Source organism: Cryobacterium sp. SO2, from assembly GCF_026151165.2.
Taxonomy (GTDB): Bacteria; Actinomycetota; Actinomycetes; order Actinomycetales; family Microbacteriaceae; genus Cryobacterium.
This window is the reverse complement of record NZ_CP117849.1, coordinates 1,615,459-1,631,011: the sequence shown is the minus strand read 5'-3', so window position 1 is coordinate 1,631,011 and position 15,553 is coordinate 1,615,459. Positions and strand designations below refer to the sequence as shown.

Sequence of the window (15,553 nt, the reverse complement as noted above, 5' to 3'; positions counted from 1 at the left end):
CATCCGGTTCGTGGGCGGGGCCGGGCGCTTACGGGTCGTGCCGCGCGCGGCTGGGCTGTACCCGGGGCGGCTCGCCCGGCATCTTGGGGTAGTCCGGCGGGAACGGCAGCTCCCCGAGCCCGGCAGCCAGATCGCGTTCCCACCACTCGAGCAGTGTGTCGATGCGGCCGGGCTGCTCGTACATCCGCGCCCACGGGTCGCCGGTCGTGCGCAACCGCTCCGGCACGGTCAGGATGGTGTGCAGCGTGGGGTCAGTGTTCTCGAGTTCGTCCCAGCCGATCGGGCACGACACCGGCGCGTGCGCCAGCGCCCGCGGGCTGTATGCACCCGCCATGGTTCGGTCCCGGTTCGCCTGGTTGAAGTCCACGAAGATCCGGGTTCCGCGCTCCTCCTTCCACCAGGCAGTGGTCACCGCCGTCGGCATCCTTCGTTCGACCTCGCGGGCGGCCCCGATCACGGCGTGCCGCACCACCTGGAACTCCTGGGTCGCTTCGATGGGCGCGAAGACGTGCAGTCCGCGGTTGCCGGAGGTCTTGACGAACGCGGTCAGGCCAGCTTCGGCGAGCACCGCGCGCAATTCGAGGGCCACCGGGATGGCGTCGTCGAAGTCGGTGCCCGGTTGCGGGTCGAGGTCGATGCGCAGCTGGTCGGGGTTGTCGGTGTTCTCGGCCCGCGACGGCCACGGGTGAAAGACCACGGTGTTCATCTGCACCGCCCAGACGGCGCCGGCCGGTTCGTCGATCACGAGCTGCGGATGCGTGCGCCCGCTCGGGTACACCACGGGCACCGCCCGCATGTACTCCGGCGCCCCCTTGGGCGGGTTCTTCGAGAAGAACTGCTCGCCGTCGATACCGCCGGGGAACCGCTGCAACGACACCGGTCGGTCGCCGTTCGCCGCGACGAACGCCTCCCCCACGGCCACGACGTAGTTCGCCAGGTCGAGCTTGGTGATGCCCACCTCCGGCCACAACACCCGGCCAGGGCTGGACACCCGCACTGTGCGTTCCCCGTGCGGCCCCGCAACACGTATCTCGGTAGCTTCTGTCACCATGTCGCCCAACCTAACCCCGATCTCTTTCGCGAGCCGTGAGCTGAACCCCGAAAACTCGGGGTTTTTGGGGTTCTGCTCACGGCTCGCGGGTGGGGGCGGTCAGCCGCCGCCCACGTGGATGCCGGGCCGGCGGTCCGCGCGCGGTTCGTTCTCCCGCAGGATCTCGCGCACCACGGGGGCAGTGTCGCCCTGCCCGAGCAGCAGGTACCGCAGCAGGTGGCCAACGGGGTTGCCCTCAGACCACTCGAAGTAGGCGTGCGGTCGCAGCCCGGTGGCTTCGCGGAGCGCGAGCAGGATGGCCGCGATGGCATTCGGCACCGCCGGGCTCTGAGCGCGCAGCACCCGGTACTCGCCCACCTCCACGCCCCGCACGTGCAGCACGTCCGTGAAACCGGACGGGTCGACCACCTCGATCTCGAGGAAGAGCACGTCGGCCGCGCCCGGCACCGGGTTCATCCCGCGCTGCTCACTCTCCTTTTCGGCATATGCGGCCTGGCCGCTCTGCTGCGGTTTGTTCGCCACCAGATTGAGCGCACCGTCGAACGCGATCGAGTCGGCGATGAACTGGCGGGCCTGCTCGTCGAACTCGACGCCCTCCACCCGCAGCTCGGTCGTGCGCGACACCCTGGAGACCAGCGACACCAGGACGATGCCCGCGATGAAGAGTGCGGAGATCATGATGCCGTCGGGCTTCTCCACGATGTTCGCGCCGAGGGCGTACAGCAGCACCGCCGTGAGCACGCCGAATCCCACGATCCTCCAGCGCTCCCGGCGGCGCGCGGCGGATACCGTGACCGCGGCGGCGGCAGAGACCATCATCACCAGGATGCCGGTGGCGTATGCGCCGGCCTGCGCGTCCACACTGGCCTGGAAGCCGACGGTGATCAGGATGCTCAGCCCGGTGTACACCAGCACGACGGGCCGCACGGCGCGACTCCACTCCGGCGCCATCCCGTAGCCGGGCAGATACCGGGGCACGATGTTGATGAGACCGGCCATCGCGGATGCCCCGGCGAACCACAGGATGAAGATGCTGCTGAGGTCGTAGATGTTCCCGAAGCCGTTGCCGATGTACTCGTGCGCCAGGTACGACAGCGCGCGGCCGTTCGCCGGCCCGCCCTCATCGAATGCCTCGGCCGGAATCAGCACGGTGGTGACGATGCTGCTGGCCACCAGGTAGACGCTCATGATCAGGGCCGCCCCGGTCAGCAGCCGCCGGGTGTTGCGCACCCGGCTCGCCAGCCGCTCCTCGGGGCTCTGGCCGCGGGATGCCACCAGCGGCATCATGCTCACCCCGGTCTCGAAGCCGGACAACCCGAGCACGAGCAGCGGGAAGGCCAGGAGCACCGGACCGAGGATTCCGGCCGGGCCTCCCCCCTCCGGCCCTCCGCCCTCCAGCCGGAGAGCGGCCAGCCAGTGGGTCAGGGCGTCCGGGTCGGCGAACACCTCGCCCAGACTCACAACGATGACGACGCCGTTCAGCAGCAGGAACACGCCGACGAGGGGAATCGCGATCGCGACGGCCTCGGTGAAACCGAGCAGGAACACCCCGCCCAGCACCAGCAAGAACCCGATCGTGACCGGCACGGCCTGGCCGCGCAGGAACTCGGGTGCCGCCGGGTTCTCGAGCAGGTGCACCGTCGCATCCGCGGAGGAGAGCGTGATGGTGATGATCCAGGAGGTGGCCACGAAGCCGAGCAGCACGAGCACGAACACCTTGCCCCGCCAGAACGGCAGCAGGCGCTCGAGCATGGCCACAGACCCCTGCCCGTGCGGGCTCTCCACCGCCACCCGCCGGTACATGGGCAGCATCCCGAGCAGCGTCAGGGCCACAATCAGGAGGGTGGCCAGGGGCGACAGCGCCCCGCCCGCGACGATGGCGATGCTGGGCAGGTAGGAGAGGGTCGAGAAGTAATCCACGCCGGTCAGGCACATCACCTGCCACCACGGATGCGTCGACTCGCCGGAGTCGGCCGTCTCAGGCCCCACCGGCCGCACCTGGTTGCGCATGAGCCAGGCGCCGATCCGGCCGGACGGCGGCGGGGCGGCAAGGGGACGGGGAATCCGCGCCGGGATCTTCGATGGATCGGATGGCTGCACACCGGGCATTCTCGCCCCAAATCCCCCGAGCCGTGAGAAGAGCCCCGAAAATCCTCGATTTTCGGGGCTCAAGTCACGGCTCGCGGAAGGGTTTACTGCGGGGCGCCCGCGATGTTGACCAGCCAGGCCACGCCGAACTTGTCGACGCACATGCCAAAACTGTCGCCCCACGGCGCCGCCGCCAACGGCATCGTCACCGACCCGCCGTCGACGAGCTTGTCCCAATAGCCCTGCAGCTCCGCGGCATCCGCGCTGTCGCCGCTCAGCGACACCGAGTAGTTGTTGCCGGGCGTGTACTCCATGGCGTTGGGCGTGTCCGCCGCCATCAGCGTCAGACCGCTCGGAGTGGTGAGTGCGGCATGCATGGTCTTGTCCTGCTCGCTCGGGTCGTCGCTGGCGTGGAATTCCCCGAAGGTGCTGTGCGTCAGCTCCCCGCCGAAGACCGAGTGGTAGAACTCCATCGCCTCCTTGGCGTTGTCGCGGAAGCCGAGGTAGGGGTTGAGCTTGGTGCTCATGATGGTTCTCCTCACTGTCCAGACAAGCGCTGGACGTCATGGATGCGTGCGGTTCTGAGCGTTCTGCACGATTATCGGCCGCACGGCACGTCTGCGGGAGGCTTGGGCACGAATTGCGGTGTCAGTTCCAGTGCGACACCGCGAGCGCCAGGCCGGCCTCGTCGCCCAGCAGCCGCGCGGCCACATGGGGCAGCGGGATCACGGGATGCCAGCTGCCATCCGCGCTGCGCCCGGAGGCCCAGTCCAGGGTGTTCGACAGCTCGGCCATCCCGGGCCGCTCGGTGAGGGTGCTGTTCCACTCCCACTGGATGTGGGTGAGCGCGCCGTCCTCGCTGAGCACGATCTCCACGATGAGCGAGTCCTGCCAGTCGCCGATCTGCTCGAGGTGTTCGCCGAAGCCGAAGATTCCGCCTCGCTCCTCGAGGGAGAGCAGCGTGATGTCGAGGGCGTAGCGCGCCACGTTCTGCGGATTGGGGATCAGGAAGACCGTGATCAGCGGAACGGGCGACAGCGGTGTGGCGATCCGTTTCGCCTCCGCGTTGAGGTCGACCGGGCAGTAGTGGTCGGCCGTCTGCTCGTGGATCAGCACGGGCAGCTTGCGGATGGCCAGGCGCACCTCGGCCTGCCACACCCTGGTCTCCTCGAAGGCCAGCCCGCGCAGCCCGATCTCCACCCGCAGGGTGCCGAAGAGGAATCTCTTGAGGTTCTGATAGGCCTCCTCCGAGTTCACCAGCCCGTACCGGCCGGAATGCGAGCGGTGCAGGTAGGCGCGGGCCGACCCCACCACATAGGCGTTGCGGATGGCGACGAGCCCGTCGCTCTGCACCCCCATCACCGCGCTCGACAGGCCCAGTGCCACGTCGTAGTCGCGCGCGTTGGTGCCCACGATGCTCAGCACCCGGTCCGGGGTGAAGGCCCCGCTCATCCGCCGGGTGTCGCCGTTGGCAGGACCGGGCGCATCCGCCGGGTAGAGGTACTCGCGCATGAACTCCGGCGCGAAGATCCGCGAACCCTGCGGGCCGAAGGTGTTGAGGATCCAGCCACCGATGGGGCCACCCAGCTCGGGGTCGATCCCACCGTGCGGGGTGCCGATGGTGCACAGCTTCGACACGGATGCGCGCGGGTCGGCGAGGTTCACCTGCAGGGCCGTGCGGCAGATCAGGCCGCCCATCGAGTGCGCCACGAGGTACACCGGCGGGTGGCCGGCGGATTTCTCCCGCACCAGGGCGATGAAGTCGGCCAGGCCCTGGGCGGCCTTGCGGATGTCGTAGGTCTGCGGCGGCGTGCCGAAGGTGCCGGCGGCGGCGTCATAGAACCTGTAGATCCACACCGAGTCGGCGCGCAGGGAGCCCGCCTCGGCGTCGAGCAACACCCGCTGCTGGCTGCCTTCGATGCGCACGTCGTAGCCCTGCTCCTTGACCAGCCGGATCAGCGGGCCCTCGTACTGATAGAACTGCGGCGTGCCGTTGGCTCCCACCCGCACGTGCACGGATCCCTCGTTGAGGCCGTAGAACGGGTCGTCCGCGGCGGTGTCGATCGCGCCCTGTCCCCCGGCGAATCCCCGCACGTAGATGATCGGCAGCCGCTCACCCATGATCCTCTCCGTTCTCAGCTCTCCGTTCTCAGCGCGGGCAGGTCACGCGGGGGCGAACCTGCTGATGAAGCTGAAGGCCAGGTCGGCCACATCGCGCCATCCGCTGTCGATCACCAGTGAATGGCCCCGGCCGGGGATCTCGGTGATCTCGGTGATGCCCTCGTTCCTGGCCTGCAGCTTGTAGCTGGCCCTGGTGATCGCCAGCGGCACCGTGTTGTCGTTCTCCCCGGCCAGCACGAGCAGCGCTCCCCGGTTGGGGTTCTTCGTGTCCACCCTGGTCTCCCCGCCGAACGGGTTGAAGTTGGCCACGGCCGCCTGGAACAGGGGTGCGCCGGAGGCCGGCACATGGAAGTCGGTGTACAGCTGTCTCGCTTCGGTCTCGTCGAGGTTGTTCGCCCAGCCGTACTCGAACTGCTCGAAGGTGAGCGCAATGGCCTTGCCCCGGTTGCCCGGATTGCCGAGCACGGGCGACGCCGACTTGAGTGCGGAGGCGGGCAGCGGCAGCACGCCCTTGAACGGGGCGTTGTCGATGGAGACCGTCGCGAAGGCCACTCCCTCCCCGGCCAGCTTCTGCGCGATCAGGCCGCCGAACGAGTGGCCGATCACCGCGGGCTTGCGGTCCAACCGGGAGATCGCCTCGAGATAGTGGTCGGTGACCTGCTGCACCATCTTGTGGGCGAAGGCGTCTGGAGACGCGAAGGCCTCCTCCACCGTGCGGGGGTCGTCGGGCCAGCCGGGAGCGACGGTGATGAACCCGTTCGCCTCGAACAGGTCCCGCCACGGCTTCCAGCTGCTGGAGAGCAGCCAGAGGCCGTGCACGAAGACAACGGGCGTGAGGCCGGACGCATTGGCGCGGTCGATCTCGTCGATTTCCCAACCGGCGAGGGTGGGAGGTTCCGGTGTGGCCATGGTGGCTGTCCTTCCAGGCTGCCGGTGCGGGCGTCGAGGTGCGCCGCATCCGTTCTGGTTGTAAATATCCGGGATGCTCCCCGCGCGCAAGTGCCGGGAGAGCGCCGGCTGGGTTACGCTGACGCACACTCGACCCACCGAAGGACAGCCATGGACCACGTCGCCACCATCGTCGCCGATACCCACGCCACCAAGCCGGAGGCGCTGGGGATCATCGCCCTGACTCTGGATGCTGCGGTGCAGGGCGCGCAGACAGCGCACGCCTTCGTGGCCCTGCCGCACGGCGGCCGGGTCGAGGTGGACATCCCCAAGTTCGGCGAAGCCCCTCCGCTGGCGATCGACGTCTACGACCCGCGCGGCGCGGCCGAGGCCCGGGCGGCGGCGCAGTCCCTCCTCGACCTGCTCGCCGCGTCGACGGGATGGCCGCTGCACCACCTGCACGACTAAGCAGACCGCGAACTCCATGCGTACGCACGGGTTTTTCCCGTAGCGTGGTGCCATGAGCAATGTCACCCCCAGCGATCTCACGGCCAGCGACCTCACCCCCAGCTACGTGGAGCCCGGCAAGGACTTCAACCGCGACACGAACTACGTCGAAGACCGCATCACGCGCGACGGCCGTGACGGCTGGCCGGTGGAACCCGGACGCTACCGCCTCGTGGCCGCACGCGCCTGCCCGTGGGCGAACCGCACCGCCATCGTGCGCCGCCTGCTGGGCCTCGAGGGCGTCATCTCACTCGGACTGCCCGGTCCCACCCACGACAAGAACAGCTGGACCTTCGACCTCGACCCGAACGGCGTCGACCCCGTGCTCGGCATCGAACGCATCCAGGACGCATACTTCGCGCGTTTCCCGGACTACCCCCGCGGCATCACCGTGCCGGCGATCGTGGATGTGCCCACCGGCAAGCTGGTGACCAACAACTATCCGCAGATCACCCTGGACTTCGAGACGGAGTGGGTGGAGTACCACCGCCCCGGTGCCCCCGACCTCTACCCGGAGGCGCTGCGCACCGAGATCGACGAGGTCGCCAACCTGATCTTCCACGACGTGAACAACGGCGTCTACAAGTGCGGTTTCGCCGGCAGCCAGAAGTCCTATGAGCGGGCCTACAACACCCTGTTCGCGCGCCTGGACTGGCTGGAGGACCGCCTGGCCGGCCAGCGGTACCTCGTGGGCGACACCATCACGGAGGCGGACATCCGCCTCTTCACCACGCTGGCGCGGTTCGACGCGGTCTACCACGGCCACTTCAAGTGCAACCGCAACAAGCTCAGCGAGATGCCGGTGCTGTGGGCCTATGCCCGGGACCTCTTCCAGACGCCGGGCTTCGGCGACACCATCGACTTCGAGCAGATCAAGAAGCACTACTACGTGACGCACAGCGACATCAACCCCACCGGCATCGTGCCCAAGGGGCCGGATGCCTCGGTGTGGCTCACCGCGCACGGCCGCGAGGCCCTGGGCGGGCGGCCCTTCGGCACCGGCACCCCGCCGGAGGCGCCGCTCGAGGGCGAGCGGGTGCCCGCCCTCTGATCGCCCCGATGCGTCGCTGAAATGCGGAAATCCCTCTGTCGCTGTCGAAACGACGGGGGGATTTCCGCAACTCAGTGGTGGTTAGCGCGCGAGCCAGCCACCGTCGACCGGCAGGGTGATGCCGTTGATGTAGTCGGAGGCGCTGCTGGACAGGAACACTGCCGCGCCGACCAGGTCGGAGGCCTCGCCCCAGCGGCCGGCGGGGATCCGGTCGAGGATCGCCTTGGATCGCTCACCGTCGGCTCGCAGGTCCTTGGTGTTGGCCGTGGCGATATAGCCGGGTGCGATGGCGTTCACGTTGACGCCGGAGACCGCCCATTCGTTCGCCAGCGCCTTGGCCAGGCCCACGATGGCCGACTTGGAGGCGGTGTACCCGGGTACGTTCACGCCGCCCTGGAAGCTCAGCAGGGAGGCGGTGAAGATGATCTTGCCGTGGCCGCGGGCCACCATGTTGGCTCCCACTGCCCGGCTCAGCACGAACTGCGACGACAGGTTCACGGCGATGACCTCGTCCCAGAACTCGTCGGAGTGCACGGCGGCCGGGGCGCGGCGGATGGTGCCGGCGTTGTTGATCAGGATGTCGGCGTTCAGGGCGGCCAGCTCGGTGCCGAGCGCGGTGATCGCGGCACGGTCGGCGTAGTCGGTGTCGTAGGGGGTGAACGTGCGGCCCAGGGCCTCGACCCGCTGGGAGACCTCACTGCCGGTCATCGGCATGTTGACGCTCACGCCCACGATGTCGGCGCCGGCCGCGGCCAGTCCCTCGGCCATGGCGAGCCCGATGCCGCTGCTTGCTCCCGTGACGATGGCCACTTTGCCGGTGAGGTCGAAGGGGTTCGCGGTCATTTTAGTGCTCCTCTGTGAGTCTGATAGGTCGCGTGTAGCGTTCTGCTCGGCGGAACATCGTTCCATCCAGTAACTACTCTATGGGGTAGCCACCCGAAATGCGACCCGATCCGCGGTCCGGCGGCGCGGGACCAGCCGCGGGTACCCTCAAAACGTGTCCTTCGAAACCAGTGCCGCGCCCACGCTGCTCACCGACCCCGAGTGGCGCGAGCGGGAACGCCGACACCAGGCCAGGGCCGATGCCGCGACCCTCGGCCGCCGGGAGCGAGCGGGCACCGGCCGCAGCCATCCGGTCGATGATTTCCTCTTCACCTACTACCCGTTCCGGCCCGGACTGCTGCGGCGCTGGCACCCCGGCGCGAACGTCGTGCTGCAAGGCGCGGCGCACGAGGAACGCGCCGGCTGGAAGTGGTATCGCACGGACGGGGACGATGTGGCCGTGGATCGCGCCGCGTTCGTCCGGAAGAATGCGCGCAGCATCCGTTTCATCGTGTCACTGCTGGGCCGCACCGCGCAGCGTGCCGGGAACTTCGGCTGCTTCGGCCTGCACGAATGGGCCATGGTCTACAAGCAGGACGAGCACAGGCACGAGTCCCCGCTGCGGCTTAGTCAGGGCGAGACCGACACCGTGGTGGAATCGCATCGGATCGCCTGTACGCATTTCGACGCGTTCAGGTTCTTCACCCCCGCCGCCGTCGAGCACAACGCCGGGCAGGCCCACCCGGTGCTGCCGAGCCGGGAGAACCAGCCCCGGCTCGAGCAGCCCGGCTGCCTGCACGCGGGCATGGACGTCTACAAGTGGGCCATCAAGCTCGGGCCGCTCGTTCCCGGGGAACTGCTGCTGGACTGCTTCGACCTCGCCCGCGACATCCGCGAACTCGACATGCAGGCCTCCCCCTACGATCTGTCCGACTGGGGCTCCACGCCGGTCGCCATCGAGACACCGGCAGGCAAGGCCGAATACGTGCGCCGCCAACGTGGCTTCACCGAGCGGAGCAACCTGCTGCGCGCCCGGGTCATCGACGCCGTCGGCGCCCTGCCGGAGCTCTCCGCCCTGGTGTAGTTTCCCCCGTAGCCCACAGCAGGCGGGCCTCTTAGCGTTCTGGCAGGAGACTCGGGCGGACCGCTCGGCGGAACGGGTGCAAGCCGCTGCGCGGCATCCGTCGTCGTTGGCGCTCTTCGCCGACTTGCCGCAAAGCGCCCCTTCAGCGCCCGCCAAAGGGAGTTTTGCGGCATCTCGACGACGCGTGGGAGCGCTCAGGCGAGGTCGCGGCGGCGGATGCGCTCCAGCTCCTCGCCGATGCCGATGTCGGCCACGACCACCCGGCCGGCAAAGTCGGCCGCCGGGCTCCGCACGAGCCCGGTCTTGCAGCCGCCGAACGTCACCGTGAGGTCGGCCCGCAGCACCGTGGGATCCGGCACCGTGCCGTCGTCCACGCCGATGCCGCTGGGCAGGTCGACGGCCACGACCAGGGGCGGATGCTCAGCGGAGGGACCGGCGGACGGATCAGCAGAGAGAACCGGCAGGATCGCCGCCACGGTGCGCCGTGCCGCCCCACGCAGCGCTGGGCGGCCGGTGGTGCCCGTGCCCACGATGCCGTCCAGGATCAGGTCGGCCGCCCGGGCGAGGCCGGCGATCACCTCGGGTAGTTCGTCCACGGGCCGCAGGTCGGCGCCCCGGGCGAGGGCGGTCTCGAGTGCGCCCACGTGCAGGCGGTCGCTGGTGGGCAGGATGCACAGCACCGCGCCCTCGCCGGCCAGCAGCTCCGCGGCATACAGGGCGTCCGCGCCGTTGTTGCCTGACCCGGCCAGCACCAGCACCCGCGCACCCTCCACTCCCCCACGCTGCGTCGTGAGAAGTGCCGCCGCCTCGTTCGCCAGCGCCCGGGCCGCCCTGTCCATGAGCGGAACGCCCCGCTCGAGGAAGGGCGCTTCGGCCTCGCGCACCTGGGCCGCGGTATAGGTCTGCACTGGCGAGGTATGCACGGCGCCACCCTACGCCGCGCGGCCGCCCGCCGCGGCATCCCGCATCAGGTGACCCGCCGTCTCGCACGGTCCTACGCTGGGAGCATGGATTCCTCCAGGCCGACAACGCTGCGGCCGATACTCACACTCACCGTCAATCCCGCCCTCGACGTCAGCACCTCGACGGAAAATGTGATCGGTGAGCACAAGATGCGCTGCGGACTCTCCCGCCTCGATCCTGGCGGCGGCGGCATCAATGTCTCCCGCGTCATCCAGCGACTCGGCGGTCAGACCCTGGCCATCTACGCCGCCGGCGGACCTACCGGGGACGCGTACCGCAAGCTCATCGAGGCCGAGGGAATTCCCACCGTGGTCGTGCCCATCGCGGGCAGCACCAGAGAGAGCTTCACTGTCGACGAGACCGCCACGGGCAAGCAGTTCCGCTTCGTGCTGCAGGGGCCCCAGATCGCCGAGGCCGAGTGGAAGGCCTGCCTCGCCCGCGTCGCCGAGTCCATCCCGCACAACGGCTATGTGGTGGCCAGCGGCAGCCTGCCGCCGGGCGCGCCGGACGACTTCTACGCCAGGGTCGCCCGCCTGGCCCGTCAGCATGACGCGCGCTGCATTGTGGATGCGTCGGGTCCGGCCCTGGCCGAAGCCCTCGCAGAGGGCGTCTTCCTGGTGAAGCCCAGCGGACGAGAACTGGGCGAGCTGGTGGGCTCATCGCTCGATACCGAGGAGGGCCAGATCGCCGCGGCGAGCACCCTCGTCTCCCGGGGGTCCGCCGAATACGTGGCACTCACCCTCGGCGGCGCCGGGGCCGTGCTCGCCTCGGCGGCGGGCGTGATCCGCCTCCCCGTCCCCCGGGTGACGGTGCAAAGCACAGTCGGCGCCGGCGACAGCTTCCTCGGCGCCTTCGTGCTGCGCATCGCGCAGGGCTACGACGCGCCCGCGGCCTTCCGCGCCGCCGTCGCCGCCGGCAGCGCCACGGCCATGACGCCCGCCACCGAACTCTGCCACCGCGTCGATGTCGAGCGGCTCGAGGCCGAACTCGCCCTGATCATGGCCTGAACCGCGCTCAGACGGCGAAATAGCGGCTGGCCTGATTACAGTTGTGCTCATGAAGCTGACCAAGATCGACCCGCCCGGTCGGAGCTTTTCCCGCTGGTTGACCGATGAAGAAGTGGGTCAGGTCCTGGCCGCCAGCCGCGGCTGGCGGCTCGGCAGTGATGGCAGCGTCGTCGCGGGCACCCTGCGCAAGTCCACCATCGCCCCCTCCCTCGCCGCCCTCGGCACGGCTGCCGCCGCCAACCGGTGGATCAGCCGCCCCGCCCAGGCCGGCAGCGACGGCAGCGGACCGACCCACGTGATGTGGGGCGTGTTCGAGGCGCGCACCGACGCAGAAGTGGCCGCGCAGGTAGCCGCAACGATTGGCCATTGACCGGTTGGTCATTGACCTGCTGATCAATGTAGAGTCAGGGTCATGACTCTCCTCGCCCCACAGAAACGCACCACCGTCCTCCGCACGATCTTCCGCGTGGTGCTCGGTGCCTTCCTGCTGATGGCGGGCTTCAGCCACCTCACCGTCAACCGCGAGGCGTTCCTGGCCCAGGTGCCCACCTGGCTTCCACTGGAAGGTGACTTCGTGGTCGTGGCATCCGGCATCGTGGAGATGGTCCTCGGCCTCTCGTTGCTCGCCCTCGGCCGGTACCGGGTGCAGGTCGGCGTCGTCGTAGCGCTGTTCTTCATCGCCATCTTCCCCGGCAACATCTCCCAGCTGGTCACCCACACCGACTCGTTCGGTCTGAACACCGACCTCGACCGCACAGTTCGGCTCGTCTTCCAGCCGGTGCTGGTGCTGTGGGCCCTCTGGTCCACCGGCGCCTGGAAGGCCTGGCGCGAGTACCGCGCCGCCCGCCGCAGCGAGCAGGGCGGCACCGTCCGCCGGGACGCCTGATCGATGGGCGGGCCCAAACGACCCGAGCAGGAGCGCTGCGACGCCATCCTCGCGGCCGCCTATGAGCTGGCCCTCACCGAAGGACTCGACGCCGTCACCGCTCGCCGCGTCGCCACCGCTGCCGGCATCTCCCCCGGCCTGGTCTTCTTCCATTTCCAGTCCAAGGACGGCCTGCTCCAAGCGCTTCTCGACGTGCTCCTGGACGGCACCCTCGACGCGCTGACCGACCCGGCGCTGGCCGCGCTGGCCCCGTGGGACCGCCTCGAGCGGATGGTCAGGGGCGAGCTCGAACGCCTCGCCGAGTACCACGCGGGCGTCGAGCTGCTCTTCGCGTTCTACTTCTCCCGCCGCGACGACCTCTTCCGCGACCGCATCGAGGCCTCCTTCGGCCGCTATCTCGAGGCGTTCCTACCGGTCTGCCGCGAGGTCGCCGCTGACGGCGGCCTCTCCGACAGCGTCTCGGGCGACGACCTCGCCGCTACCGTGGTCGCGCTGGTGCAGGGCGCATCCATCCAGGCGATCCGCAACCCGGCCTCGTTCGCCCCGGAGGCCCTGTTGTCGACCCTGCGGGCCTTCCGGCCGGTCGCCTGAGCGGGAGTCTCCCTCCGCCGACTTGCCGCAAAACGCCCCTTCGCGAGCGCTGAAGGGGTGCTTTGCCCGAAGTCGACAGAACGCTCCACGTCGACTTGCCGCAAAACGCCCCTTCGCGGGCGCTGAAGGGGTGCTTTGCCCGAAGTCGACGGAAGGTACGGAAGGTTAGGGCAGGTCGCCCAGGCCCGCGGGCAGGGGGCCGTCGCTCACCAGGTACAGGCGCTGGGTGGCGCGGGTCATCGCCACGTAGAGCGCTCCGGCACCGCGCTCGGATGCGGCCACGATGGCGGTGGGGTCCACCACGATCACGGCATCGAACTCCAGGCCCTTCGAGTCCTGCGGGGTGAGCAACGCCACGTCCCGCAGCAGGCCGAGGGCCCCGCGGCCGACGATGTCGCCGAACTCGGCGTCGAGGGCAGCGGCGAGGGCGTCGATGTGCTCCTCCACCACGATCACCGCCACGGTTCCGCCCACACCCAAGGCGCGTTCGCGGCGCACGGCGTCGACCGCATCCGTCAGCACCTCAACGGGCCAGTCGCTGGCTCGCACTGTGCGCGATGCCGTGATCGGCAGGCCGTGCGCCACCGCCATGGTCTCGGCGGCCTCGGCGATCTGGCTGGGGGTGCGGTAGTTCACGGTGAGCTCTTCGAGGCGCCAGCGATCGGCTTCGAACGAGGCCTCGAGCACGGGCGCGAGAGCCTCGCGCCAGCTGTCTGCCGCGGCGGCGGCGGCAGCCTGGGCAATGTCGCCCACGATGGTGAACGAGCGGCGCGGACCGCGGCGCATCAGCAGCCGCCACTGCATGGGCGAGAGTTCCTGGGCCTCGTCCACGATCACGTGCCCGTATGTCCAGCTGCGGTCCAGCGCCGCCCGTTCGGCGGTCGTGGCCCTGTCGCCGAGCTCGGCGAAGTTGTCGGCGAGGGCCTTCGCGTTCACGAGCCCCTTCACGTCCATGTTCTTGATCGCCAGTTCGGCGTTCTCGATGTCGCGCTTGCGCTGTTCCTTGGCCTCGCGCTTCTGCGCGGCGTCAACGGCGCTGTACTCGCCGAGGTGCTCCGCGGCCTCGTCGAGCAGCGGGATGTCGGCGATGGTGAACTCGGCGTCGCGCGGCCGGTAGAGCAGGGCGCGCTGGGCGGCCCGCCAGCGCGGGGTGAGTTCTTCGAGCCACTGCGGCCGGGCGTAGAGATCCTGCACGAGCTTCTGCGGGGTGAGCGGCAGCCAGGCCGTGTTCAGGGCCACGCGCACGTCGTCGGCCAGGCGCAGGTCTTCGCGTAGCATCGGCAGGTCGGTGTCGTCCATCGACCGGCCCTGCTTCTTGAGCTGCTCGAGCCACTCCCGGGCCAGGGAGTTCAGCGCGTGCTTGACGAACACCACGCGGGCCTCGTTGTGCGGCTTGCCGCCGGAGCGGGCGCGGTGGATGGCGGACTCGATCAGCTGGGGCTTGAGCACCAGGGTGTCGCCGTTCACCAGCAGCTTCTGGCTGGCGGCGGGCACCTTCTGCCGGGACTTCACGGCCCGGGCGATGAGGTCGGCCATGAAGGTCTGGCCCTTAAGCGCGGCCGCGGCCGGCGCGTCTTCGTGGCTGGCCTCGACGCCGGGGAACAGCTGGCCCACCGAGGCGAGCACCACCCCGGTCTCGCCGAGCGACGGCAGCACAGCCTCGATGTACTGCAGGAAGGACGTGGACGGACCCACGATCAGGACGCCGGCGTTCTGCAGCCGGTCGCGGTGGGTGTAGAGCAGGTAGGCGGCGCGGTGCAGGGCCACGGCGGTCTTGCCGGTGCCGGGGCCGCCCTGCACGACCAGCACACCGTTCAGCTCCGAGCGGATGATGCGATCCTGCTCGGCCTGGATCGTCGAGACGATGTCGGACATGTGCCCGGTGCGCTGCGCGGTGAGCGCCGAGAGCAGCGCCCCCTCACCCTGATGCAGGTTGGCGGTGTCGCCCTCCAGCAGCGCGGCGTCCAGGATCTCGTCTTCGATGCGGATGATGCGACGGCCGTTGGACAGCAGGTGCCGGCGCGCGCGGGCGCCGAGCGGCGTCGCGGCGGTGGCCTGGTAGAAGGCGCTGGCCTGCGGCACCCGCCAGTCGAGCAGGATCGGCTGCAGGTTCTCGTCGCGAAGGCCCACCCGGCCGATGTAGCGGTAGACGGGCGTGCCGTCGTCGTCTTCCGGAGCGGTCTCCAGGCGGCCGAAGGCGAGACGGTCGTCCACCTCGCGCAGCTGCACGATGCGGTCCTCGTAGGTGCGCGCAAAGGTGTCGCGTTCGGACCGGGACTGGTGGTTTCCGCCGACGTCGAGCATCCGCACGGCCTTCAGCTGGGCCTCGGCCTCACGCTGCAGCGCGTCGAGGCGCGCGTACAGCGTGGCGACGTAGTCCTGTTCGCGCGCGAGCTCCTGATCAACCACTCAAACACCCCTCAAATCAAACGACCAGTTTAGCCGCTGACGGTGCTGCTGGGTTTCGGCCCCCATCCGGGTCAGACAGGAGACC

Annotated in this window: 15 protein-coding genes; 7 read left to right on the top strand and 8 right to left on the bottom strand. The window is 69.4% G+C overall.

What is annotated here, in order from left to right; all coding sequences use genetic code 11:
* Nucleotides 1-28: 28 nt before the first annotated feature.
* The 5 genes from ligD to BJQ94_RS07450 form a co-directional block, all read right to left on the bottom strand.
* Nucleotides 29-1,051: a non-homologous end-joining DNA ligase gene (ligD, locus tag BJQ94_RS07470; protein WP_265398447.1), complete on the bottom strand. Its 1,023-nt coding sequence runs from the start codon at nucleotides 1,049-1,051 to the stop codon at nucleotides 29-31.
* 99 nt (nucleotides 1,052-1,150) lie between these two features.
* On the bottom strand, nucleotides 1,151-3,151 hold the full coding sequence (locus BJQ94_RS07465; RefSeq protein ID WP_265398448.1) for an amino acid transporter: 2,001 nt from the start codon (nucleotides 3,149-3,151) through the stop codon (nucleotides 1,151-1,153).
* Between the two features lie 92 nt (nucleotides 3,152-3,243).
* Complete coding sequence (locus BJQ94_RS07460) at nucleotides 3,244-3,666, bottom strand: VOC family protein (protein ID WP_265398449.1); 423 nt, start codon at nucleotides 3,664-3,666, stop codon at nucleotides 3,244-3,246.
* A 121-nt stretch (nucleotides 3,667-3,787) separates the two neighbouring features.
* A complete protein-coding gene (locus BJQ94_RS07455; protein ID WP_265398450.1) occupies nucleotides 3,788-5,260 on the bottom strand; it encodes a hypothetical protein in 1,473 nt (490 codons plus the stop codon).
* Nucleotides 5,261-5,302: 42 nt separating this feature from the next.
* On the bottom strand, nucleotides 5,303-6,169 hold the full coding sequence (locus tag BJQ94_RS07450) for an alpha/beta hydrolase (RefSeq protein WP_265398451.1): 867 nt from the start codon (nucleotides 6,167-6,169) through the stop codon (nucleotides 5,303-5,305).
* A 150-nt stretch (nucleotides 6,170-6,319) separates the two neighbouring features.
* Between BJQ94_RS07450 and BJQ94_RS07445 the strand changes: the two genes are divergently transcribed.
* On the top strand, nucleotides 6,320-6,616 hold the full coding sequence (locus BJQ94_RS07445; RefSeq protein WP_265398452.1) for a hypothetical protein: 297 nt from the start codon (nucleotides 6,320-6,322) through the stop codon (nucleotides 6,614-6,616).
* 52 nt (nucleotides 6,617-6,668) lie between these two features.
* Nucleotides 6,669-7,706 (top strand): glutathione S-transferase C-terminal domain-containing protein, encoded by a 1,038-nt coding sequence (locus BJQ94_RS07440; RefSeq protein ID WP_265398453.1) that lies wholly within the window; start codon nucleotides 6,669-6,671, stop codon nucleotides 7,704-7,706.
* An 81-nt stretch (nucleotides 7,707-7,787) separates the two neighbouring features.
* Here the strand turns inward: BJQ94_RS07440 and BJQ94_RS07435 are convergent, their stop codons facing one another.
* Nucleotides 7,788-8,549, bottom strand: a complete 762-nt coding sequence (locus BJQ94_RS07435; protein WP_265398454.1) for an SDR family oxidoreductase — start codon at nucleotides 8,547-8,549, stop codon at nucleotides 7,788-7,790.
* Nucleotides 8,550-8,703: 154 nt separating this feature from the next.
* Between BJQ94_RS07435 and BJQ94_RS07430 the strand changes: the two genes are divergently transcribed.
* Nucleotides 8,704-9,612: a 3-methyladenine DNA glycosylase gene (locus BJQ94_RS07430; protein ID WP_265398455.1), complete on the top strand. Its 909-nt coding sequence runs from the start codon at nucleotides 8,704-8,706 to the stop codon at nucleotides 9,610-9,612.
* Nucleotides 9,613-9,806: 194 nt separating this feature from the next.
* Here the strand turns inward: BJQ94_RS07430 and BJQ94_RS07425 are convergent, their stop codons facing one another.
* Nucleotides 9,807-10,535, bottom strand: coding sequence for an NAD(P)H-hydrate epimerase (locus BJQ94_RS07425; RefSeq protein ID WP_265398456.1), 729 nt, complete (start codon nucleotides 10,533-10,535; stop codon nucleotides 9,807-9,809).
* An 84-nt stretch (nucleotides 10,536-10,619) separates the two neighbouring features.
* Between BJQ94_RS07425 and BJQ94_RS07420 the strand changes: the two genes are divergently transcribed.
* From BJQ94_RS07420 to BJQ94_RS07405, 4 genes are read left to right on the top strand one after another with little or no spacing between them, the layout of a single operon-like run.
* Complete coding sequence (locus BJQ94_RS07420) at nucleotides 10,620-11,582, top strand: 1-phosphofructokinase family hexose kinase (RefSeq protein WP_265398457.1); 963 nt, start codon at nucleotides 10,620-10,622, stop codon at nucleotides 11,580-11,582.
* A gap of 49 nt (nucleotides 11,583-11,631) precedes the next feature.
* Entirely contained in the window at nucleotides 11,632-11,952 is a 321-nt protein-coding gene (locus BJQ94_RS07415; protein ID WP_265398458.1) for a hypothetical protein, read from the top strand.
* A gap of 42 nt (nucleotides 11,953-11,994) precedes the next feature.
* Nucleotides 11,995-12,468 (top strand): hypothetical protein, encoded by a 474-nt coding sequence (locus tag BJQ94_RS07410; RefSeq protein WP_265398459.1) that lies wholly within the window; start codon nucleotides 11,995-11,997, stop codon nucleotides 12,466-12,468.
* Between the two features lie 3 nt (nucleotides 12,469-12,471).
* Nucleotides 12,472-13,059, top strand: a complete 588-nt coding sequence (locus BJQ94_RS07405; RefSeq protein WP_265398460.1) for a TetR family transcriptional regulator — start codon at nucleotides 12,472-12,474, stop codon at nucleotides 13,057-13,059.
* Nucleotides 13,060-13,224: 165 nt separating this feature from the next.
* On the opposite strand, the gene BJQ94_RS07400 is transcribed toward BJQ94_RS07405, so the two are convergent.
* Nucleotides 13,225-15,468, bottom strand: coding sequence for a UvrD-helicase domain-containing protein (locus BJQ94_RS07400; RefSeq protein WP_265398461.1), 2,244 nt, complete (start codon nucleotides 15,466-15,468; stop codon nucleotides 13,225-13,227).
* Nucleotides 15,469-15,553 lie beyond the last annotated feature (85 nt).

Coding starts and splice junctions, on each gene's coding strand:
- ligD (WP_265398447.1), bottom strand. CDS start 1,051: ATGGTGACAGAAGCTACCGAGATACGTGTTGCGGGGCCGCACGGGGAA.
- BJQ94_RS07460 (WP_265398449.1), bottom strand. CDS start 3,666: ATGAGCACCAAGCTCAACCCCTACCTCGGCTTCCGCGACAACGCCAAG.
- BJQ94_RS07455 (WP_265398450.1), bottom strand. CDS start 5,260: ATGGGTGAGCGGCTGCCGATCATCTACGTGCGGGGATTCGCCGGGGGA.
- BJQ94_RS07450 (WP_265398451.1), bottom strand. CDS start 6,169: ATGGCCACACCGGAACCTCCCACCCTCGCCGGTTGGGAAATCGACGAG.
- BJQ94_RS07445 (WP_265398452.1), top strand. CDS start 6,320: ATGGACCACGTCGCCACCATCGTCGCCGATACCCACGCCACCAAGCCG.
- BJQ94_RS07440 (WP_265398453.1), top strand. CDS start 6,669: ATGAGCAATGTCACCCCCAGCGATCTCACGGCCAGCGACCTCACCCCC.
- BJQ94_RS07435 (WP_265398454.1), bottom strand. CDS start 8,549: ATGACCGCGAACCCCTTCGACCTCACCGGCAAAGTGGCCATCGTCACG.
- BJQ94_RS07420 (WP_265398457.1), top strand. CDS start 10,620: ATGGATTCCTCCAGGCCGACAACGCTGCGGCCGATACTCACACTCACC.
- BJQ94_RS07415 (WP_265398458.1), top strand. CDS start 11,632: ATGAAGCTGACCAAGATCGACCCGCCCGGTCGGAGCTTTTCCCGCTGG.
- BJQ94_RS07410 (WP_265398459.1), top strand. CDS start 11,995: ATGACTCTCCTCGCCCCACAGAAACGCACCACCGTCCTCCGCACGATC.
- BJQ94_RS07405 (WP_265398460.1), top strand. CDS start 12,472: ATGGGCGGGCCCAAACGACCCGAGCAGGAGCGCTGCGACGCCATCCTC.